This window comes from Pseudomonas sp. 7-41, assembly GCF_021233075.1.
Taxonomy (GTDB): Bacteria; Pseudomonadota; Gammaproteobacteria; order Pseudomonadales; family Pseudomonadaceae; genus Aquipseudomonas; species Aquipseudomonas veronii.
The window spans coordinates 3,631,769-3,651,771 of record NZ_CP089551.1 but is presented as its reverse complement, the minus strand read 5'-3'; the positions used below and the strand labels follow the sequence as shown (position 1 = coordinate 3,651,771).

Sequence of the window (20,003 nt, the reverse complement as noted above, 5' to 3'; positions counted from 1 at the left end):
GCCGCTCCTATGCTTACGAGTAACCTTTTCACGACGACAGGTAATGGGCTTATGACGGCGGCTGACAACGATCATGTGAACTGGCTGGTGCAACAGTCGATGCTGCACGCGGCGCGCCAGCGCGCCAAGCTCTATTCGGGGCAAGGGCGCCTGTGGCAACAGCCGTATGCACATACCCGGCCGCGTGACGCTTCGGCCTTGTCGTCGGTGTGGTTCACCGCGTACCCGGCGTCGATTGTCACCCGTGAAAACGGCACGGTGCTCGAAGCGCTGGGCGATGAGGCGCTGTGGCATGCCTTGTCGAAGATCGGTATCCAGGGCATTCACAATGGTCCGCTGAAAAAGTCCGGCGGCTTGGCCGGGACGGAACACACGCCGACCATCGATGGCAATTTCGATCGCATCAGCTTCGACATCGACCCGCAGTTGGGCACCGAGGCGCAGTTGCAGGCGCTGACACGCATGGCGGCGGCTCACAATGCGGTGATCATCGACGATGTGATCCCCTCGCACACCGGCAAGGGCGCGGATTTCCGCCTGGCCGAGATGGCCTACGAGGACTACCCGGGGCTCTACCACATGGTGGAAATCCGCGAGGAAGACTGGCCGTTGCTGCCGGAGGTCGCCGACGGGCGCGATGCCCAGAACCTCAGCCCGCTGCAGGTGGACGCGCTGCGCGATAAACACTACATCGTCGGCCAGTTGCAGCGGGTGATTTTCTTCGAGCCTGGCGTGAAGGAAACCGACTGGAGCACCACCCCGGTGGTCATCGGCGTCGATGGCAAGCCGCGGCGCTGGGTCTACCTGCATTACTTCAAGGAGGGCCAACCGTCGCTTAACTGGCTCGATCCATCCTTCGCCGCGCAGCAGATGATCATTGGCGATGCGCTGCACGCGATCGATGTGATGGGCGCCAAGATCCTGCGCCTGGACGCCAACGGTTTCCTCGGTGTGGAGCGCAAGCTCGACGGCACGGCCTGGTCGGAAAGCCATCCGCTGTCGATCACCGGTAATCAATTGCTTGGCGGCGCGATTCGCAAGGCCGGCGGTTTCAGCTTCCAGGAACTGAACCTGACGCTGGACGACATCGCGTCGATGTCCCACGGCGGTGCTGATCTCTCCTACGACTTCATCACGCGTCCGGCCTATCAGCATGCGTTGCTGATGGGCGACACCGAGTTCCTGCGCCTGATGCTGCGCCAGATGCACAACCTCGGCATCGACCCCGGCTCGCTGATCCATGCCTTGCAAAACCATGACGAACTGACCCTGGAACTCGTGCATTTCTGGACCCTGCATGCCCATGACAGTTTCCTCTACCAGGGTCAGACATTTCCCGGCAACATCCTGCGCGAGCATATCCGCGAGCAGATGTACGAGCGCCTGGCCGGCGAACATGCGCCGTACAACCTCAAGTTCGTCACCAATGGCGTGTCCTGCACCACCGCCAGCATCATCACGGCGGCCCTCGGCATTCGTGACCTTGCGGCGATCACGCCGGCCGATATCGAGCAGATTCGCCAGATCCATTTGCTCCTGGTGATGTACAACGCCATGCAGCCCGGCGTGTTCGCCTTGTCCGGCTGGGACCTGGTCGGGGCATTACCGTTGGCGGCGGATGACGTCGCGCACCTGATGGCCGATGGTGATACCCGCTGGATACACCGCGGCGCCTATGACCTGGTGGACCTGAACCCGCAGGCCGAGCTTTCGGCGGGGCAGATGCCGCGTTCGAAAACCCTGTACGGCAGCCTCAACCGCCAATTGCAGGACCCGGACTCGTTCGCCTCCCAGTTGCAGAAAATCCTCGCTGTGCGCCGTGCCTATGACATCGCGGCCAGTCGCCAGATCCTGGTGCCGGACGTCGAACATCCTGGCTTGCTGGTCATGGTCCACGAACTGCCGGCCGGTAAAGGCACACAAATCACCGCGTTGAACTTCGGCAGCACGCCGATCACCGAAACCCTGCACCTGCCCAATATCGCGCCGGGGCCGGTGGTGGACATCATCAATGAACGGGTCGAGGGCGATCTGACGGCCGAAGGGGCGTTCACCATTACCCTGGACGCGTATGAAGGGTTGGCGTTGCGGGTGGTCAGCAGTTCGCCGATGCTTTAGCGCAGATCAAGTGATGACCGGCACCGAGCCGCCAAACTGGTTGGGTGCAGGTTGGCACACGGGTTGAGGGCAACCCGACACGACGCTCATCCAGCCATAAAGGAAACCCGACCATGTTGTTTGATGCATATGCTGAAGAGTCGCTGAACGGTATCGGACCTGTCGTCCAGGATATCGAGCAAGTCGCCAAGTACACTGAAGGCCTGCGAACGCGTCTTTCTGAACTCTTCACATCTACGCACAGCCGTTTTGGCGTGAGCTTTACCGTTCCGCCAGAAGGTTACTTCCAGCTTGAAGGCCATTTCGGCCTGATCAGAGCGAATCTGCTCTATGCCAATGAGGGCAGCGGCACCTTTGGTCGCGTGGTGCTTCGCAAGCACACGCTGGACGAGCAGGGGAGAGAGGCGTGGCCAGAAATCTGGGCGTTCCGCATTCTGAAAGATGGCGATGTCTGGGTGAGTGACAAAGGCCCGGTGCTCTACAACGAGTGGAGTACGCCAAGCGAACACAAGTTTGTCGCTGCTCGGCGTCTCGTTGAATCAATCGTGCTGTCTGCGATGAAGCCACGCTAGACCGCGCAGGTAGTCAGCAAGCAACCCCTGCGGGAGGCGATTGAACGCGTTTACCGCTGCGGGTTGCGTCTCGCAAGCGCCACGGCCGCAGTGATGGCAGCGCGCGCTTGTGGGCTGTTCTTCCAGCACGTCGAGCCCAATGCCGCAGAGGCTTGGGCGAGGATGTCCCCCACGTTGGATTGGCTGAGTGTGTCCAGCGATTCAATGCCCATCTGTTCAAGCCGGGTAATCACCGTGGGGCCTACCCCCTTGAGTGCGAGCAACGCTGTTCTTTCTTCCAATGAGAATGGCATCGGTGAATTCCTTTTTCCAAGAGTCACGGGAGTGTGCCGGATACTGGAGAGTGCCTCAATAGGTCGTTGTTGATTGGGTATATCGAACTCCCCGACTATCGACGACAGCGCCACGCGGGACTCCTGTTTTTGTGCGCTGAAGAGCCATATAAAGAACGTTACATTTTTGACTGTTAAATCACTCACCATTAAAAAATAAAATAGCTGACTTTGGAGTCAATCCGCAAAAACAGGATCATATTTTAAGTAGGGAAATAAATTCCCTCTTAAAAAGGTGAGCCAATTGGAATATACGTATAAAAACCAGTTTCACGAAAAAGCCAATGTAAAAGCGGTTCTCGTGGGCGACAATAAAATCATTAGTCCATCCGAGTATATTGAGATCTTCTTAATAACCAGAGGCTATGACACGAGCCCGGAAAATAGACTCCGAGTCGCGGAAAGCCTGGCCCACGTGCCCGCGCGCGAACGCCATTCCGCCTCTGAGCTGGACCACTGGCTTGATTGTCACTTCAAAAGCTGAGGGGTTCCGTCGCGGCACATTCAACGCAAGAGTGATAATCAAAGACAATGCCAGGTACTTATGCAGGCAGATTACGAGATACATTATATAAAGAGCGACCACAAGAAGGTCCGACGCGTCAGAGCCCAACAGATGATGGATCTTGATGCGTGGAAATTTGCAATTATTGCCGAAGGCGGCAGCCGTGAAGAGACTTCGCCGTTAGTTTGTTTGGTGCAGGTCAAAGCACTTGCCGCTAAATACGATGTAAGTTCAGTCAGGTGGAACAAGGCGATCCATGTCAACAACTTGGATACCGTCGTATCGAATAGGCGGATGGCGTTGGAGGATACCGGAGACCGTAACTTAGAGCAGGCTCAACCTCGGGATGACGTGACACCCGATCAATCTGGCTGATAGAACGCAATCGAGTGTTGTTCGACTCGAAAAAGGCCTGGACGTGTTCCAGGCCTTTTCATCGAGCAGCGCCGCTTCAGCAGTTGGCGCTCCTTGGGCTTGGCTTGGTTTTGTCGGCGCATAAAAAACCCCGCACTGGGCGGGGTTAGTCTGCATCACCGATGCAGAGGGCGGGAAATAGTGCTGGGAACTTCCCCCAGCTTGCCCCAGTGGGGCGTTTTAACAAGCCTGCCATCAGGCAGGCTTTGTCGGGACTCTGTTAGCTGTTGGAGCAACCGTTAGCCATGACACTGTATTGCATGACGTGTTCGTGACCTTGGTGGTCCAGGTAGGTCATCTGGACAGGGACTACGGCACAGACATTGTCAGGGATGGAGTCCATGTGAACCACTTTGGCGATGTCGAGGTGCGAGCTGTAGCTGTATTGCTCAACGGCAGGCTCATCGGCAAACGCCATCTGGCTACCCAGCATTACAAAAGAAGCAGCAATCAACATTTTAAACAGTTTCATTTTTTCAGTGTCCCAACGATGCAAACGATTTACGTCTTCAGTCGGATTGGCTATGGCCGAAGGCTCTACGAGGCGCGGGTGGGTGGTTTGCTTGGACCCTATGGATTCGCGCTTCGTCGCTTTGTTTGGAAGCTGGGTCTAGTTTATGCCTATGGCGATTTTGATAAATCCCAAAGACTGGAAAGCATTGTTGTTGAAAAAGTAATAATTCACTCCGGCGCCTGGTAGCCACCCCAGCCAATACACTCGGTTCTGCTCCTGTCGATGACGCGAACTTGCGCTTGTTTAGTGCCGTGAGAAAGCATGGGGTTGGGGGTAGTACGAATCTCAAAACCGAGTGTCTCAGCATTAAAGCTCAGAAGTTTCATCTCGGATGGCCAGGCTTTGGCGATGTGCCGCCAACCCGTTCAGTCGCCAGCACGGATGATCTGCTAGCTCGTGCAGCGGCCGAAATAGACAGGCCAACCGCCAGGGCTTTACCCACCCGTCAGAGGTGGCCGGGTTGATCGATAAACACCTGGCTCACGGATTGGTTGAGCCATGCGTTGGCTCACAAAAAAGGCCCGCGCACGGGCCAAATGGAAAACCTTCAAAGACGCAGAGGGGGTTGTTCCTCCTCCTGGGTCAGCTGACCGTTACGCAGTCGTGTTGACTCGTGTACCTACCGATCCTGAAGTTGCTTTGGGCTGTTCGACTTTGCTTGCAGTGCTACCGTCATGATCGCCGTCGCTGTCCGCCGGCATGGCTGGCCGGACTTGAGGTTTGATTGCTACGGGTTGCGGTTGCGCGATCTGTGTCGACCCAGTGATTGCCGATGCCATGTGAATCCCCTTAAGTGACGGTGGTTTGAGTTAATGCTATCGGCATGTTATTTCAATATTTAAGCGTTCTAGTTAAAGCGCTCATGAATAAAAATAATTGAGAGTATTTCGCAGACTTAAGTTTGTTTCGGTACTTGGGCATTCAAGTGTTATGTGAAAATTTCGTGATATGTCTGTGATGCTTGGCGAGTTGCTTTTGCACTATCCCTGTCGGCGGATCGTGTTGCCGGCGTCGCACCAGGTTAATGATCAAGGTCGGGGCGGTGCCAGGGATCTACATGCGTCATAAGATTCAAAACACGATGAATCTGCATCACATTTTCCCTTGCGCAAACTGCAATGGCATGACCTTCCTCAACGGTAATTGAGGCATCCACTTCGATGTGAGCGTCGACGATGATCATGTCCCCCATTTTTCGAGTGCGTAGATCATGTACACCTTTAATGCCGGGGGTATTTTTAAGCGTATTGCGGATAGTTTCGACTTCCTGCTCATCAGCCGATCGGTCCATCAGGTCGTGCAATGAATCCCAAGTGAAACTCCAACCCATCTTGGCGATCATGCCTCCAACAACCAGCGCAGCAATCGGATCAAGAATCGGGTAGCCCGCCAGATTGCCCACAATACCTATGCCGACAACCAAGGAGGAGGCGGCGTCGGACCTTGCGTGCCAGGCATTGGCAACCAACAGACTAGACTTAACTTTTTTGGCCACCCGCAGCATAAAGCGAAACAGCAGCTCTTTGGCCACCAGCGCTGCGATGGCAACCCATAAGGCCGCAATGTGTACCGTTGGAATCGATTCAGGGGTTTCAAGCTTGAACACTGCAGAACCGATCATGCCCACGCCCACGATCAACAACAGTATGCCCAATACCATGGATGCGGCGGTCTCGAAACGCAGATGCCCATAGGGGTGACCTTCGTCGGCGTCCTCCTTGCTTTTGTGGCTGGCGAACAGCACTACGAAATCGGCGATCAAGTCTGATAGCGAGTGAATACCATCGGCTACAAGCCCCTGGGATTTTGACATCACGCCTACGACAATCTGTGTGCACGACAGCGCGATATTGACGATGACGCTCATCCAAGTGCATCGCGAGGCTGCCGCCGCGCGGGCGACTTGACTATATCCCTCGTCTTCAGATTGTTCAGAGATCTGTTGATGATTCATGTGTATTTCTCTAATTGAAATTGATACTCGTCTCGCGCGGCAAGGCGCGCCACTACTTAGTACTGGTTGCGCTTTTTATCGGGGTTGGAGGGTAAGGCGTCTACCTCAATTAAAGCAAGGTGCGATGAGTTATAAAAGTGCCTATTTATCGGTATTTAGGTCTGAGTGTAATGATGTAAATGCTAATACTTCGCGTAACTAAGTTTTCCACCTGGCTGCAGAGTTTGTGAGTCAAATAGGGATGACTCTCAACTTCACTAAAGAACAGGTGGGCCGGTGCGGCGGGGTGGGTTTCATCTCTCGAGCCGAAGCGGTCAGGCGCAAGAAAAATGCACGGAAGAATAATGTGATTGTCGTGGGGTATTTGTTTGTAATAGATGTATTGGGCGGTAAGTTCAGAACCTTGCGCTACAAAGTCCAAGGACGAACTGGTTAGCGGCGATTTTTTAGGGGGTGAGGAGGATCGCGGGTCTGAGTTTTGCCTCGGTGTGCCTGCGTAGAGTAAGCAGCACGGTAGTAGATTCGGCAGGAAGCCGGGGGAGAGGGGGAATTGCGGGGAGCAAAGCGCCTCGGTCATCCCCCGATGATTGGTGACGGTAAGATTTGCATCGTCATTTCGTAACGAGACGATGGGCAAAATATGTCACGCACCTCAATCGAGTACTAAGCCTGCGCTTGCTTTACCGGTTAGAGCTGACAGCGTTTTTGATATCAAGGATGGATATGCTGACGCGGTGGCTATATCTGCTGGCTGTTTCTGTACTGTCACTGTTGTCGATGGTATGCAACGGTCAGGTTCGAGACGTCGTGATGGATCTTGGCGCACCAGATGCAGCGCGGCCAATACGCGTGGCTATCTGGTATCCCGAAGGCGTATGTTCCCCAGAAACGTCGGGGCTGTGCCTTGATGAGTCAGCGGTTGCTCACAAGGTCATCGTCGTTTCGCATGGCAGTATGGGCGCGTCAGACGATTACGCCTGGATCGGTGACGGCTTGGCAGCCAAGGGATATATCGTCATAGGTCTCAATCATTTCGGTGAGTCCCGGGTCTACGGGGAGCAGACACAGACCTTCCGAGCGACCGGTATGGTGTGGGAGCGGGCCCTGGATGTGTCGCGCGTATTAGATGCGCTGAAAAAGCTGAGCCCCTTTCAAAAACAAGTCTCCTGGGACGATGCCATCGTCATTGGCCACTCCGCCGGTGGCCAGACGGCTGCATTGCTGGTGGGAGCACGCTTTGACCTTCAGGCGTTCGCGCAGTATTGCGGTACCGGGCAAGCAGAGGGCGACCGTTCGTGTTCTTACGCCCACGACATCAAGCGCGCGCCAAGTTCATTTATCTCATTGTTCAACGGTAACTATCGCGACTCCAGGGTCAGGAAAATCGTTCTGCTGGACCCCGCCCTAGGGCCAGCATTACTTGAGCAATCCATGGCGGGCTCGCGAGTTCCAGCGCTGGTGGTGGGGGCTCTCCACGATGATTTTTTGCTTTGGAACAGTCAGGGTGCCCGTTATGCGGCCGCGATTCCTTACGTAAAAACATTGTTGTTGGAAGGCGGAGAGGGGCACTTTGTTTTTCTCTCCGTTTGCCATCATGACGCCAAGGTCAATGACGTTCCGCTCTGTGTGGACAAGGCCGGTGTGGATCGCCAAGCGGTGCATGAGCGCTTGTTGTCCACGCTCGTTGCGTTCATTGCGCCTGATGACGAAATCCCGCTATCCGGACAACCGACAACGCCCGCGACTGCCAATGCCAAGGTTGCGCAACTGACTGTGATGGAAATCCTCAGCTACACGCCGCGATGGGTCTTCGGTTTGTTTTTTGTGCTCTGCGCGTTGGGGCTGATGCAAACACGCACACGACGGGTGCGATTCAGCCTCGCCTTGCTGTTGCCCATTGGCATGCTCATGTTGTCCCTGTTGGGAGTTTTTCAGTACACCCGGTATTGGATCGCCGCAATTGGGTGTTGGCTCGTGGGGCTTGTCGCCGTCTGCATGATCGCTTCGCGGATAATGGATGGCGGTTTCGTGAAGTGGGATGACAGTTCGGCTCGACTGATAGTGCGTGGGAGCTGGGTGCCGCTGTTGGTAATCCTGGGGATTTTCATCACGCGCTATCTGTTAGGCGTGGCCCGTGCGCTGCAGTTCCAACCGCTCGATCAATGGCCGCTGCAGATGTTGGTGGCCGGCGGGTTGGGAGCTTGGAGTGGCTATTTCGCGTGCCGGGCCCGACGGTGCTGGCAAGCATCTCGTTCGTAGCCTTGCGCGTGAGGGTTGAGAGCATTCTGCTCGGCGACTTCTTGTTTTAAATTGAAATCATCGGCGTCAACATCAAGATACTTTTCAGCCGCTCAGGAGTCGCTTCTAACTTGTTCGCAGGGAGCTCTTGGCCCAGTACAATTGTCAATGCGTTGAGCCAGTCTCTTGAGTTTTGAGAGGCGCATTGGTCTGTTGGTAAATGCTCATCAGCTACATCCCATTTCTGTACAGGCCAATCCACCAGGGACGCTAGGAGACCATCTCTCAGAAGCTGAAACTGCTCGTAAGAGTCGTTTGGTGTCTGATTGAGTGCAGCTTTCAACTTCGCGAGGCGATGTGGCATTACCGTTCCTTGGCATTTCAGATAGGCACAACGCTACTACGCTGAGAGCATTGTTGGTTACTGGCATTCCGTCCACGCTGGATGCCTGGCCAGGCGGGGGGTACAGTCGACACTTTCCTGGGGAGGACCACAATGAAAGCTTGGCTGACGGTTTTGTCTGCGCTAATTCTCGCGGGCTGTGCGGACAGTGGGCCGATGAAGGTCGGGCCTGATACGTACACGATTTCAACCCGGGTACCTTTTGGCGGACCTGCGTCCGCGAAGGGGCAGGCGCTCAAAGAGGCGAACACATTCTGCGAGTCCCAAGGCCGAGAAATCCTGCTTGATCACATGCAGGCCAGTGAATGTGCATTACACGGCGGTTGCGGTGAGGCTGAGATTTACTTCTTCTGTCTGGCCAAGGGTGATCCGCAGTTGACGCGCCAAAAATACAGCCCCGATCCCACACAGAAGATTGAAATCAATCAGCGCTGATCAGCCACGGCTTTTTGGTCCGGCAGCATACCTTGGGCTACAGTCTTGCCAAACCAACGAGGGAACGACATACGGATATTGATAACGGTGTGTCGGGCATCGTTCATGTGCTGTGTGGAAGATTGCGCTGGATGCTCAGCCCCTAGGCCTGCGGCCTCAAGAACACCACTGCATCTGGTAACCCGGTACCGCTCTGCTACGGCAAGCGGTGGGTAGGCGGGGCATTATGCCTTCGCCAGCGTGACCAAGCGTCTAGGTCATCAATGCGCTCAAGCACGCCGACCGGAGAGCGGAGTTGCGAGTCGATGCGTCAATGAGGGGGTTGTGTTTGGTCGGCAGGACGCAGGGAGAGGGGAGTTGCGGAGCAAGGCCTAAAATTGCGGAGCGCAAACATTAAGGGCCTGCATGAAGTTCATCATGCACGCCCTTGATATCCATGGTACCCGAAGCCGGAATCGAACCGTCACGCCCTTACGGGCGGGGGATTTTAAGTTCGCATGAGGGCACGTGTCGGGCGTGAACCTTTAAGCCCGGCGCCATCCGTAATTAACGGCGGAAGCGGAATTTTTGCCAGCCATACTTGAACCTGAAAGTTCCGGTATCTCCTCGTAGAACGTAGAGGCTGACCCTGTAAAAAGCAGTAAAACGAGAGAATCCAAGGTGTCTGATTTTTCTGTAGACCCAAACCCATCCGTGGCGATTGGTAGTTTTGGCGGGTCTCAACACGATTAACGCGTTCCTTCTGCTATGCGTAATTTGGCGCAGATGATAGCGATGTGCCCCATCTAGAGGCTGTCAAATAATAACGGTGCGGGAACTCGTTGTCGCAATAGCTGTATTGCCAATATTCATCTTGGTACTGCACCGCGCGCCCACGTAAACCAAGCTGCTGTTCACCTCTAATCTCCGCCGTTGTGCGGGGTATTTTCGTAGGGAGAAAAGTCTGACTGCAACCGGAACAGACCGGGACATCTTGGCGCGCCCCCTTTGGCGTGAGGCCCGTGGTGCAGGTCTGGACGGACAGATCGCCGTGGCCTGGACCATCCGTCACCGAGTGCTCAACGAATTCTCGCCATCACCGGTGACGGCGATCAAGGATTGATCGCGCTGTGGGCGTGCCCGGCGTATGTGAGGAGTGTTTCAAAATAGGCGTTGGTGTTCGGTCGGCAGGACGCCGGGGAATGGAGAGTTGCGGACCAGGTCTGAAAATTGCGGAACAAAAAAGATAAGGGCTCGCATGAAGTTCATCATGCAAGCCCTTGATATCTATGGTGCCCGAAGCCGGAATCGAACCGGCACGCCCTTACGAGCGGGGGATTTTAAGTCCCATGCGTCTACCAGTTTCGCCATTCGGGCGGCAGCGCGGTGCAGCAGGGTTGGGAATATATAGATCCGGGCGTCAGGGCGCAAGGTCGGAGGTTGCCTTTCTTGCACAAACACCGGGATGAAAAAGCTCGATAGATCAGTGATCTACATCGGCTTTTGAGCACAAGCCGAAGATTCCCAGGGCCGGCGAATACGCCTCATAAATGACAGGTGCGGCAATACGCCGTCACGCTGCTTCAGAGTGGACGACTCAGCAGTGGCGGCCTTGGGCATAAGCCGCTGCGACATGCGGTCCGCAACGGCGCTGGATGCAGGTGTAAGGTAGGCCGTGCAACGCTTGGAAATCTCAGGAAAAGCGAGGTGACTATGAGCGCTCCAACACTCAAGAAGCTGCATCTGAATGGGTATGACATCGTGCAGGTCAATTTTGGGCCGTGGCGGGTGTGTACGGCTCAGGACCGGTTGGCGTCCTTCGATTCCCGCGAGCAGGCGCTGGCCTATGCGGCCACGCTGTCGGTGCGCAAGGCGCGTGGCAGGCCGGGGTCCAATCAATGATGACTGAGTGATTGATTCAGCAGAACCAAGCCCCGGCGCAACCGGGGCTTCTGCTGTTTGGGATTACACGAAGGGCTGACCACTGAAGCCGCGTGGCAGGCGCTGCAACCCTGGCAGGTCGGTCAAGTGTTGCGCCCAGGCGCTGCGCCAGTCGCTGGAGGTGTGGGTCTTGGCTGCGCGCGAAGCTCGGCGGGCGGCGTTGCGCTGGGTGCGGCGCGCTTCCTTGTAGGCCTCGGTGTTGCGGCAGGTTCGGCATTTGACGCGGTTCAGCTCGGCGCTGGAGGGGAGGCTGCTGCCGTGATGGCCGCAGGCTAAGTGCCCGGCGACTTTGAAGTGAATGACCATGTAAGCGTCTCCTTCTTGGGGGTACGCGCATCTGCAGATCCACAATGCACGCGGGGAGGGCGGGCTGCGATTGATCCCGACACCTACAATTACGACCCCGCGCTGGTCGCAGCGTTCGGTTTACGGGCCTGGCCCTTCTCAACAGCAAGGCTCGACGTTACTCTGCCTCAAGTCCAGTCATAAAAAGGAGTGAGTGATGAGCGTCGAAAACCTGCCACGTGAAGGCAGTTGCCGTTGTAACCGCGTGCGCTTCAGTGTGAGCCAGCCCCCCGTGATCACCATGGCTTGCCATTGCACCGGTTGTCAGAAGATGACCGCCAGCGCGTTCTCCCTCAGTGCGCTGATTCCCGCCAGCGCGTTCACCGTGACCCAGGGTTGCCCGGTGATCGGCGGCATGCATGGCGTGGACCGCCATTACTTTTGCCCCCATTGCATGAGCTGGCTGTTTACACGGCCCCATGGCATCGATGAGTTCGTCAATGTGCGTGCGACGATGCTGGAGAATGCCGAGGATTATCCGCCGTTCATGGAAACCTGGACCAGCGAGAAATTGCCCTGGGCCACGACGCCGGCGGTCGAGCATTTTGCACAATTGCCCGGGCCGGAGGATTTTCCGCGTTTGTTGCAGGCTTACGCCGAGTTCAGCGCCCGCTGAGTTCAGTCGATCAGCGCGAGCAGGTCGGTATCGCCCACATCGTGTCCGGCCTGGGTCAGCAGTGTTGTCAGCTGGCCCCGGTGGTGGGTCTGATGATTGAAAAAATGTACCAGCAGGCCGAAGAACGGCTTGTCTGCCGCGACCCCGCGCATGTTGTGGTAATGCAGGCGCAGGTCGAGGTCAGGCTCGCGCAGGCTTTGCGCCCAGTCGATGATCAGTCGATCCAGCCAGGTGCGGTGGGTGGCCAGTTCGTGCAGGTCGGCGAAGGCCAGTTGCTTGAGATCGGTGGGGGCGGCAATGGCGCTTAACGGTGCCAGCGCCGCATGGCTGGCGGGGTGCTGGGCAAAGCGTTTGAGCCACACGGTGTCGCCCAGAGTCAGGTGGTTCAGCGTGCCGAGGATCGAGCCGAAAAATGCGCGGCGGTCCATCCGTAGTTCGGCGTCCGTCAGCTTCGCGGCCGCGTCGTAGACTTTACGGTTCATCCACTGGTTGTAGGTCGCCATCAGGGCGATCTGTTCGATACGGTTCACGGGCTTTCTCTCTGTCTGGGCGGCGCGATGGCGCCATCATAAGGCGTGCTCACCCCGCGGTCATCGGGTTCCGCCAGAGGACGCCATCCCTGCGAAGGCGTGACGCCTAGAAACGCAACGTGGCGCCGGTGGTCAACCATTGCGCGCGTTCAGCGACCAGGCTGCGCCCAAGCACCACGTCGACGTCGATCAACGGCCCAAGGTGGAACCGCGGCCCCGCTTGCCAGGCCTGCTCAGCACCTTTTTGGCCGTAGCGCTCGACAATCAGCGTCAACGAGTGCGCTACCCGATATTCGGCGCCGGCGCCCCATGTGAGACGCTGGTTTTGCTCACCGTCGTCATACGCGTGGGTCCAGCCGGCGTTCAGGTTCAGTCGCAGGGGCTCCAGCGGTTGCCACGTCAACGGCACGTTGAAGTCCGCGCCATCAAACGCATGTCGCCGGTCCAGGGCAACGTGGGCGCTGGCGGACACGGCTATCTCCAGGCGCAGGTCCTGACGTGACATTACCTGCGCCTTCACTTGCGGGCTCACTTGCGTCTCGCGGTTGGCCCGTGACAATGCCGCGCCCCATTGCACGGCGGGCAGGGCCTCGAAGGTGCAGGCAGGCGACAGTGTCTCATTGTGCGTGCCGCCGTCGTGTCGGTGGGCGCTGTACCAGGCGTCGACGTTGCATTCGCCCGGCGCATTGATCGCGCCGTCGTCGACTGCATAAGCGCCCCCTGCCGCGAAGGCCTTCGAGAATAGGCTGATGAGCAGGATGACGCTGAGTGTGAGCCCGATAAACATCAGGTTGCGCCGTAACGCCCGCCGTTTGGCTGGCGGTAACAACAAGAGGGTATGGCGAGCGCCTCGATAGCGGGTAACCCTGTCCGAGGGTTGGCGGTGTTTTTTGTACATGTTGTGCCTCGCTTGAATTCAGCTTTCTACGGTCAGCACCGAAATGCCGCTGGCTTTGGCCTGACAGACCAGCTCTGACGTGTCATCGCCACCGGGCAGGGCGATGACCACATCAGGGCGGCTGTCGGTCAGCATGAAATGGTTGCGCTGGCGTTCCGCCTGCTTGCCATGGCGTTGCCAATTGGGCGGATAACGCACCACGTCGATGCCGATTTCCCGCGCCCACTCCTCGATCTCGCTGCCGAGGAACTGGTTGCCGCCGTGGATCAATACCTGCACCGGGCGCAGGCGGTGGTAAGCGTCCAGCACGTGGCGGGAACGTTGGGTGTCGGCGTAATGACGACCTGCACAGATCAACACGCGCATGCTTGAAATCCTTGTAATGCACGGTGGCAGCCGAGCGACCGCCACCGTCTGAACGGCGGGAGTGATCAGTACCACTGCTTGAAGCGGCGGATGTAGATCGTCTTCATCAGTTGAGCCACGCAGCAGTAGCTGAGCAAGGTGCCTGCCAGCCATGGGAAGTAAGCCAGCGGCAGCGGTTGCAGGCCCACCAGGGTGCCGAGCGGCGAGAACGGCACATAGATCCCCAGGGCGATCACCACACCGGTCATCAGCAACACCGGCCATGCCGCGGTGCTCTGGAAGAACGGGATCTTGCGGGTGCGCAGCATATGCACCACCAGGGTTTGCGAGAGCAGGCCCTCGATGAACCAGCCGGACTGGAACAGGGTCTGCATCTCCACGCTGTTGGCGGCGAACACGTACCACATCAGCGCAAAGGTGGTGATGTCGAAGATCGACGAGGTTGGCCCGATCCACAGCATGAAGCGGCCGATGTTCTTCGCGTCCCACTTGCGTGGCTTGGCCAGGTATTCCTTGTCCATCTTGTCCCACGGCAAGGCCAGTTGGGAGATGTCGTACATCAGGTTCTGCAGCAGCAGGTGGATCGCCAGCATCGGCATGAACGGAATGAACGCACTGGCCACCAGCACCGAGAACACGTTGCCGAAGTTGGAACTGGCGGTCATGTTCAGGTACTTCATGATATTGCCGAAGGTTTCGCGGCCCTTGAGCACGCCTTCTTCCAGCACCATCAGGCTCTTTTCCAGCAGGATGATGTCGGCCGATTCCTTGGCGATGTCGGTGCCGCTGTCCACCGAGATCCCCACGTCGGCATCGCGCAGCGCCGGCGCATCGTTGATACCGTCACCGAGGAAACCGACAGTGTGGCCGTTGGCTTGCAGGGCCTTGAGCACCCGCGACTTCTGCAGCGGTGTCAGCTTGGCAAACACCGTGCGCTCTTCCACGCGGCGCAGCAGGGTCGCATCGTCCATTGCTTCGATGTCCACGCCGAGCAGCGGCTGGCCTGGGTCGAGGCCGACCTGGCGGCAGATCTTGCTGGTGACCACGGCGTTGTCGCCGGTCAGCACTTTTACCGCTACGCCGATCTGTTGCAGCGCCGCAATCGCCGGGCCTGCGGTTTCCTTCGGTGGATCAAGGAAGGTCAGGAACCCCTGGATCACCAGGTTGCGCTCATCGGCGGTGGTGTACTGCCGGCGCGCCAACGCGTTCGGGATATTGCGGGTGGCCACCACCAACACGCGAAAGCCGTCTTCGTTGTAGTCATTGGCAATCGCCAGCAACGCCTCGCGACGCCGCTGATCCAGCGGCACCGCGGCGCCGGCTTCGATCACGTGGGTGGCAATGCTCAGCATCTCTTCCACGGCACCCTTGCACACCAGCAGATGGTCGCCGGCGGCGTCCTTGACCACAATCGACAGGCGACGGCGTACAAAGTCGAACGGCAATTCATCGACCTTGCTGTAGGCAAACGGCGCCTGGAACTTGGGGTTTTGTGCCGAGAACTGCACCACGGCCTGGTCCATCAGATTCTTCATGCCGCTTTGGTGATAGCTGTTGAGCCAGGCCAGCGACAGCACCGCGTCGTCACGCTGGCCAAAGGCGTTGACGTGGTGCTCGAGGATGATCTTGTCCTGGGTCAGGGTGCCGGTCTTGTCGGTACACAGCACGTCCATCGAACCGAAGTTCTGGATCGCGTTGAGGCGCTTGACCACCACTTTGCGCTTGGCCATGGCGGTGGCGCCCTTGGCCAGGTTGGCGCTGACAATCATCGGCAGCATTTCCGGGGTCAGGCCGACGGCGACCGCCAGGGCAAACAGGAAGGCATCGCCCCAGTCACCCTTGGAGAAGCCGTTGAGGAAGAACACGATTGGCACCATCACCAGCATGAAGCGGATCAGCAGCCAGCTGACGCTGTTCACGCCGCGATCAAACGCGGTCTGCGCCCGGGAGCCGACAATCGCCTTGGCCAGCGAGCCGAAGTAGGTGCGCGGTCCGGTGGCCACCACCACGGCTTTGGCGCGGCCGCTGACCACGTTGGTGCCCATGAAGCAGATGTTCGGCAGGTCGAGCAAGTTGCCCTGGTCGGCGGCAAGGGTACTGGCGGACTTTTGCGTCACGTCCCCCAGCGTGTCGTATTTTTCCACGGGCAAGGCTTCGCCGGTCAGCACCGCCTGGCTGATGAACAGGTCACGCGATTCGATCAGGCGGATGTCGGCCGGGATCATGTCGCCGGCCGACAGCTGCACGATATCGCCGGCCACCAGTTCGCGCATCGGCACTTCGCGCAGGGTTGGCTGGGCGCCGACCTGTTCGCGGCGCAGTACGGTGGCGGTGGTGCGGACCATGGCTTTGAGCGTTTCGGCGGATTTGGCCGAACGGTGCTCCTGCCAGAACCGCAGCAGGCTGCTGAGCAGGACCATGGTCATGATGATGATGACTTTGGTCAGGTCGACTTCTTCACCGGCCTGCAACGGCAACCAGTAATCGGTGACGAAGCTGATCGCGCCCAGCGTCAGCAGCACATAGATAAACGGATTGTTGAGCGCCTGCAGGAACTGGATGAATGCGTGAGGCGGCTTGTCATGGGCGACTTCGTTATGGCCTTGCTGTTGCAGGCGTGCAGTGGCATCCAACTCGGTCAGGCCATCCAGAGTGGCTCGCACATTGGCCAGGGTGGCCGACAGGCCGTTATGGGCTTCGCGGGCGGCCCGCATTGATAGCCGAGCGTCGGCGTCGGTGCGGTTTTTGTTGGGCTGTGGCGGTTTTTTTACGGCGCTCATGGTGTGTACTCCTGTCGCCAGTTCTCGACAAAACATACCCGGTACTGACCTGATGACAGGCGAGCGAAAGCATGCCGAGCCGCGGACTTCGCGATCGGTTCAAATAAGGTGTTGAATAACTTTCAATGGGCCCGCTAAGTGCGCGTTAGTTACTGCGCGCGCAGCGGGCTACTACTGGAAAGGTTCATAAAAGAACTCCAGGGTATTGATCAGAAAGTTGCTGTTTCCAAGCGGTCAAGCGGCGCGAGTGCCCAGGTAAAGAGCGGGCATCAGGCGGGCTTCAGCCAGGTTGGAAACGTTACGTCTCTGTGGGTCTTGAGGGGCGGCGTGAGCCCAATGCTGCTGCAGTCGGCCAGTCGTCGGGCAGGCACGCCAGCGCGCCAGCGGATGGGCCGGGCGCATTCGAGGGGAGGGTACGGCAAAGGCCGGGCGGGCAACACAAACGCCTGCGGGCGCTCGGCACAGCTTGGCCCGCAGGGTCGCGGCCAGCGTTCGTACATCTTTTACAACAAAGGTTTGGAAGGTCATAACACACCTCGGGACCGGACGGGCGACCGGCGAGGCAGTTACGGTGGAGCACAAGCTCTAGCGCAGCTTACCGGACCGGAGAGGCAAGTCCTGTCATCTTCTGGGTTGGGCGCCCGATGCCCGCCAACGCGGTGCTCGGACAGCGACTAGATACTGTGTCCATTGGCTTCTTTTGTGAGGTTTAAAAAAGGCCCCAGTTGCGGGCAGGGGCAATCTACTCAGCCAGTTGCGGAATGTCAACGCATGATTAATTAAAATGCCAAGTGTTCAGAGTCTATTCAGATAAAACATATTCACAAGTTACCGGGCATATATAACTTCATATGCCTTGCGCGGCGAGAACGGCGAGATAGATCAAGACTACACCGCATGCCGCGTAACTGATGCGTTGCCAGGTCGGCGAGGCGTTCTTGCGCAGCAGATTGACCAGTGCGGCCGTCAGAAAACACGACAGCACCGAGGCCAGCATGAAACCGCCGAAAAACATCAGCGTCTGCGTGTGGCTGGGCGTAGCCCCGACGATGCCCGACAACGCACTGCCCAATGCCCCCCAGTACACAATGTTCTTCGGGTTGGCCAGCGAAATGGCTGCGCCCACCGCCAGCGCATTCGTGCCGGAGCCGGCCGGTGCGCTGTCGGCTGCGGGCAAACGCCAGGCGTCGAGCAGGCTGCGCACGCCGAGCCAGGCGAGATAGAGCGCGCAGAGGAGGGTCAGCGGCACGCGCACGGCGTCATGCTGGATCAACAGCGCGATGCCGGTCAGGCCGATCACGGCCCACACCGCATCGCCGACCAGCGAACCGACCTGCACCAGCAACGCCGGGGTGAAACCGTGTTGCAAACCACGGCGCAAGGTCTCCGCCAGCACTGCGCCGGGGGACAGGCAAAACACAAAACCGAATACCAGTGCGTAAAAGAAGATCGCCAGCATCCCTATGCTCCATCAAGTGATGGCGGGCAGTGTGCTGGCGCACGCACGCGTTGTCTTGGACCAGATTGTGCTGTTCAGCGTTTCGCCACACTCTGATAGCGGCCAGGCGTGAGGCCATAGGCGGCGCGGAAATGCCGGTTGAGGTGGCTCTGGTCGGCAAAACCGAGCTGATGGGCGACCTCGCCGGCCGCCATCCCATTGCGCAACAGGCCTTTGGCGCGGCGCGTGCGCAATTGCATGGCCCACTGGCGAGGGCTGAGCCCGGTCTCTTTTTGAAAGGTGCGCAGCAGGTGGAACTTGGACAACCCCAGCGCCTCGCCGAGGTGGTCCAGGGGCAGCGATTGATGCAACTGTGCGGCGAGCAATTCCTGGGCGCGGCCGATCAGGCTTTTGCCGGCTGCCGCGTTGCCGGGCAAGCGCACGCCGCTGAGGCGGACCACTTCTCCCAGCAGCACAACCAGGGCGTCTTCGTTCAGCTCGCGGACCAGAACGTCGCCGCTCAATGCGCCTTTTGCCACAACCGCCAGGCGCCGCGCCAGATCCGACTGGAAACACAACGATCGATCGAATTCGACATGCGCCAACCCCAGGTCGGCGGCCAATTGCTCGGCGCTGACGTACAGGCTGACAAACTGCCACGGCGCGCCTTCCGCCGCACCGCCGCCCTGAATCTGCCCGGGGTTGTACAAGGTGATGGCGCCTGGCCCAGCCACGAATTCGCGGCGGTCCAGCCACACGTTTTCTTCGCCCACCAGGTTCACGCCGATCACGCATTCGTCGTGGCTGTGGCGGGCAAAGGTCAGGCCGGAGCAGTGGACGCTGTTGATTTCGTAGTCGCCCAGCCAGGCGTGTTGCAGGGTGCTCATGGGGTCGGCTCAGTCATGGGATGGACGTGAGCATACGCCGTCAGCCAGGCTCAGATCGACCGTTGATTGACCCGTTGCGACAGTTCTTCGGCGCTTTCCCTGCGCTCCGAGTAGCGGTCGACCAAATCCGGACGATCACGCAGCAGCACGGTGAACTTCACCAGTTCCTCCATCACGTCGACAACGCGATCATAGAGCGCCGAGGGTTTCATGCGGTCCTGATCATCGAACTCCATGAACGCCTTGGGCACCGAGGATTGATTGGGGATGGTGAACATACGCATCCAACGCCCGAGTACGCGCAGTTGGTTGACCGTGTTGAAGGACTGGGAACCGCCGCACACTTGCATCACCGCCAGGGTTTTGCCCTGGGTCGGGCGGACCGCGCCCAAGGACAACGGCACCCAGTCGATTTGCGCTTTGAACACTGCCGACATCGAACCGTGTCGTTCAGGGGAACACCAGACCTGGCCTTCCGACCATTGCATCAGTTCCAACAGCTCCTGCACCTTCGGATGCTCACGCGGGGCATCATCGGGTAATGGCAAGCCGCTCGGGTCGAAAATGCGCGTTTGTGCGCCGAAGTGCTGCAAGAGGCGCGCGGCCTCTTCCACCAGCAGGCGGCTGAACGAGCGTTCGCGGGTTGAACCGTAGAGCAGCAGAATGCGCGGCGGCCGACTCGAATCGAGCGGGCCGGAGGTGATTAACGACGCGTCCAGATTGGGCAGGGTACTCATG

General features: G+C 58.3%; 19 protein-coding genes, 1 tRNA gene and 1 pseudogene. 8 read left to right on the top strand and 13 right to left on the bottom strand.

The features are described 5' to 3' along the window. Window positions 1-51 precede the first annotated feature (51 nt). Together treS and LQ249_RS16260 are read left to right on the top strand one after the other, a co-directional pair. Window positions 52-2,118 (top strand): maltose alpha-D-glucosyltransferase, encoded by a 2,067-nt coding sequence (treS, locus tag LQ249_RS16265; protein WP_057004188.1) that lies wholly within the window; start codon window positions 52-54, stop codon window positions 2,116-2,118. A 113-nt stretch (window positions 2,119-2,231) separates the two neighbouring features. Continuing rightward, window positions 2,232-2,690, top strand: coding sequence for a hypothetical protein (locus LQ249_RS16260; RefSeq protein WP_104903256.1), 459 nt, complete (start codon window positions 2,232-2,234; stop codon window positions 2,688-2,690). Between the two features lie 50 nt (window positions 2,691-2,740). On the opposite strand, the gene LQ249_RS16255 is transcribed toward LQ249_RS16260, so the two are convergent. Next, on the bottom strand, window positions 2,741-2,983 hold the full coding sequence (locus LQ249_RS16255) for a Pathogenicity locus (protein ID WP_046383567.1): 243 nt from the start codon (window positions 2,981-2,983) through the stop codon (window positions 2,741-2,743). 655 nt (window positions 2,984-3,638) lie between these two features. Here LQ249_RS16255 and LQ249_RS16250 point away from each other — a divergent pair. Next, the gene (locus LQ249_RS16250) at window positions 3,639-3,902 is read left to right on the top strand and encodes a hypothetical protein (protein ID WP_126589485.1); all 264 of its coding nucleotides are present in this window, start codon (window positions 3,639-3,641) and stop codon (window positions 3,900-3,902) included. A gap of 259 nt (window positions 3,903-4,161) precedes the next feature. Here the strand turns inward: LQ249_RS16250 and LQ249_RS16245 are convergent, their stop codons facing one another. Next, a complete protein-coding gene (locus LQ249_RS16245; RefSeq protein WP_169850573.1) occupies window positions 4,162-4,398 on the bottom strand; it encodes a DUF2790 domain-containing protein in 237 nt (78 codons plus the stop codon). 1,078 nt (window positions 4,399-5,476) lie between these two features. Continuing rightward, the gene (locus LQ249_RS16240) at window positions 5,477-6,409 is read right to left on the bottom strand and encodes a cation diffusion facilitator family transporter (RefSeq protein ID WP_046383563.1); all 933 of its coding nucleotides are present in this window, start codon (window positions 6,407-6,409) and stop codon (window positions 5,477-5,479) included. A 717-nt stretch (window positions 6,410-7,126) separates the two neighbouring features. Here LQ249_RS16240 and LQ249_RS16235 point away from each other — a divergent pair. Continuing rightward, the gene (locus LQ249_RS16235) at window positions 7,127-8,668 is read left to right on the top strand and encodes a DUF6622 family protein (protein WP_108524191.1); all 1,542 of its coding nucleotides are present in this window, start codon (window positions 7,127-7,129) and stop codon (window positions 8,666-8,668) included. A gap of 46 nt (window positions 8,669-8,714) precedes the next feature. Here LQ249_RS16235 and LQ249_RS16230 read toward each other — a convergent pair whose 3' ends face one another. After that, complete coding sequence (locus tag LQ249_RS16230) at window positions 8,715-9,011, bottom strand: hypothetical protein (RefSeq protein WP_046383561.1); 297 nt, start codon at window positions 9,009-9,011, stop codon at window positions 8,715-8,717. 132 nt (window positions 9,012-9,143) lie between these two features. Between LQ249_RS16230 and LQ249_RS16225 the strand changes: the two genes are divergently transcribed. Beyond that, window positions 9,144-9,485: a hypothetical protein gene (locus LQ249_RS16225; RefSeq protein ID WP_046385301.1), complete on the top strand. Its 342-nt coding sequence runs from the start codon at window positions 9,144-9,146 to the stop codon at window positions 9,483-9,485. Window positions 9,486-10,428: 943 nt separating this feature from the next. Further along, window positions 10,429-10,548 (top strand): annotated as a pseudogene (locus LQ249_RS16215) (cell wall hydrolase); the annotation flags it as partial. Between the two features lie 206 nt (window positions 10,549-10,754). On the opposite strand, the gene LQ249_RS16205 reads toward LQ249_RS16215, so the two are convergent. Next, a tRNA-Leu gene (locus tag LQ249_RS16205) sits at window positions 10,755-10,841 on the bottom strand. Between the two features lie 336 nt (window positions 10,842-11,177). On the opposite strand from LQ249_RS16205, the gene LQ249_RS16200 reads away from it, so the two are divergent. Beyond that, window positions 11,178-11,366, top strand: coding sequence for a hypothetical protein (locus LQ249_RS16200; protein WP_046383560.1), 189 nt, complete (start codon window positions 11,178-11,180; stop codon window positions 11,364-11,366). A 63-nt stretch (window positions 11,367-11,429) separates the two neighbouring features. On the opposite strand, the gene LQ249_RS16195 is transcribed toward LQ249_RS16200, so the two are convergent. Next, window positions 11,430-11,711 carry a hypothetical protein gene (locus LQ249_RS16195; protein WP_046383559.1) on the bottom strand — a complete coding sequence of 94 codons (282 nt, stop codon included), beginning with the start codon at window positions 11,709-11,711 and terminating at the stop codon, window positions 11,430-11,432. A 196-nt stretch (window positions 11,712-11,907) separates the two neighbouring features. On the opposite strand from LQ249_RS16195, the gene LQ249_RS16190 reads away from it, so the two are divergent. After that, the gene (locus tag LQ249_RS16190) at window positions 11,908-12,366 is read left to right on the top strand and encodes a GFA family protein (RefSeq protein ID WP_017846336.1); all 459 of its coding nucleotides are present in this window, start codon (window positions 11,908-11,910) and stop codon (window positions 12,364-12,366) included. 2 nt (window positions 12,367-12,368) lie between these two features. Here LQ249_RS16190 and LQ249_RS16185 read toward each other — a convergent pair whose 3' ends face one another. From LQ249_RS16185 to arsH, 7 genes are all read right to left on the bottom strand, one after another. Beyond that, entirely contained in the window at window positions 12,369-12,896 is a 528-nt protein-coding gene (locus LQ249_RS16185) for a DinB family protein (RefSeq protein WP_232565631.1), read from the bottom strand. Window positions 12,897-13,002: 106 nt separating this feature from the next. Continuing rightward, complete coding sequence (locus LQ249_RS16180) at window positions 13,003-13,794, bottom strand: hypothetical protein (protein ID WP_232565630.1); 792 nt, start codon at window positions 13,792-13,794, stop codon at window positions 13,003-13,005. Window positions 13,795-13,812: 18 nt separating this feature from the next. Further along, window positions 13,813-14,160, bottom strand: coding sequence for a DUF2493 domain-containing protein (locus LQ249_RS16175; RefSeq protein ID WP_046383555.1), 348 nt, complete (start codon window positions 14,158-14,160; stop codon window positions 13,813-13,815). 65 nt (window positions 14,161-14,225) lie between these two features. Next, a complete protein-coding gene (gene mgtA / locus LQ249_RS16170; protein ID WP_057004183.1) occupies window positions 14,226-16,940 on the bottom strand; it encodes a magnesium-translocating P-type ATPase in 2,715 nt (904 codons plus the stop codon). Window positions 16,941-17,787: 847 nt separating this feature from the next. Then, on the bottom strand, window positions 17,788-18,399 hold the full coding sequence (locus LQ249_RS16160) for a LysE family transporter (RefSeq protein WP_017846331.1): 612 nt from the start codon (window positions 18,397-18,399) through the stop codon (window positions 17,788-17,790). Window positions 18,400-18,473: 74 nt separating this feature from the next. Further along, window positions 18,474-19,265, bottom strand: coding sequence for an AraC family transcriptional regulator (locus LQ249_RS16155; protein WP_232565629.1), 792 nt, complete (start codon window positions 19,263-19,265; stop codon window positions 18,474-18,476). 50 nt (window positions 19,266-19,315) lie between these two features. After that, the gene (gene arsH, locus LQ249_RS16150) at window positions 19,316-20,002 is read right to left on the bottom strand and encodes an arsenical resistance protein ArsH (RefSeq protein ID WP_046383551.1); all 687 of its coding nucleotides are present in this window, start codon (window positions 20,000-20,002) and stop codon (window positions 19,316-19,318) included. Between the last annotated feature and the right edge of the window lies 1 nt (window position 20,003).

Coding starts and splice junctions, on each gene's coding strand:
- LQ249_RS16235 (WP_108524191.1), top strand. CDS start 7,127: ATGGATATGCTGACGCGGTGGCTATATCTGCTGGCTGTTTCTGTACTG.
- LQ249_RS16180 (WP_232565630.1), bottom strand. CDS start 13,794: ATGTACAAAAAACACCGCCAACCCTCGGACAGGGTTACCCGCTATCGA.
- LQ249_RS16160 (WP_017846331.1), bottom strand. CDS start 18,399: ATGCTGGCGATCTTCTTTTACGCACTGGTATTCGGTTTTGTGTTTTGC.
- LQ249_RS16255 (WP_046383567.1), bottom strand. CDS start 2,983: ATGCCATTCTCATTGGAAGAAAGAACAGCGTTGCTCGCACTCAAGGGG.
- treS (WP_057004188.1), top strand. CDS start 52: ATGACGGCGGCTGACAACGATCATGTGAACTGGCTGGTGCAACAGTCG.
- LQ249_RS16195 (WP_046383559.1), bottom strand. CDS start 11,711: ATGGTCATTCACTTCAAAGTCGCCGGGCACTTAGCCTGCGGCCATCAC.
- LQ249_RS16225 (WP_046385301.1), top strand. CDS start 9,144: ATGAAAGCTTGGCTGACGGTTTTGTCTGCGCTAATTCTCGCGGGCTGT.
- arsH (WP_046383551.1), bottom strand. CDS start 20,002: ATGAGTACCCTGCCCAATCTGGACGCGTCGTTAATCACCTCCGGCCCG.
- LQ249_RS16260 (WP_104903256.1), top strand. CDS start 2,232: ATGTTGTTTGATGCATATGCTGAAGAGTCGCTGAACGGTATCGGACCT.
- LQ249_RS16200 (WP_046383560.1), top strand. CDS start 11,178: ATGAGCGCTCCAACACTCAAGAAGCTGCATCTGAATGGGTATGACATC.
- LQ249_RS16175 (WP_046383555.1), bottom strand. CDS start 14,160: ATGCGCGTGTTGATCTGTGCAGGTCGTCATTACGCCGACACCCAACGT.
- mgtA (WP_057004183.1), bottom strand. CDS start 16,940: ATGAGCGCCGTAAAAAAACCGCCACAGCCCAACAAAAACCGCACCGAC.
- LQ249_RS16190 (WP_017846336.1), top strand. CDS start 11,908: ATGAGCGTCGAAAACCTGCCACGTGAAGGCAGTTGCCGTTGTAACCGC.
- LQ249_RS16240 (WP_046383563.1), bottom strand. CDS start 6,409: ATGAATCATCAACAGATCTCTGAACAATCTGAAGACGAGGGATATAGT.
- LQ249_RS16245 (WP_169850573.1), bottom strand. CDS start 4,398: ATGTTGATTGCTGCTTCTTTTGTAATGCTGGGTAGCCAGATGGCGTTT.
- LQ249_RS16250 (WP_126589485.1), top strand. CDS start 3,639: ATGATGGATCTTGATGCGTGGAAATTTGCAATTATTGCCGAAGGCGGC.
- LQ249_RS16155 (WP_232565629.1), bottom strand. CDS start 19,265: ATGAGCACCCTGCAACACGCCTGGCTGGGCGACTACGAAATCAACAGC.
- LQ249_RS16230 (WP_046383561.1), bottom strand. CDS start 9,011: ATGCCACATCGCCTCGCGAAGTTGAAAGCTGCACTCAATCAGACACCA.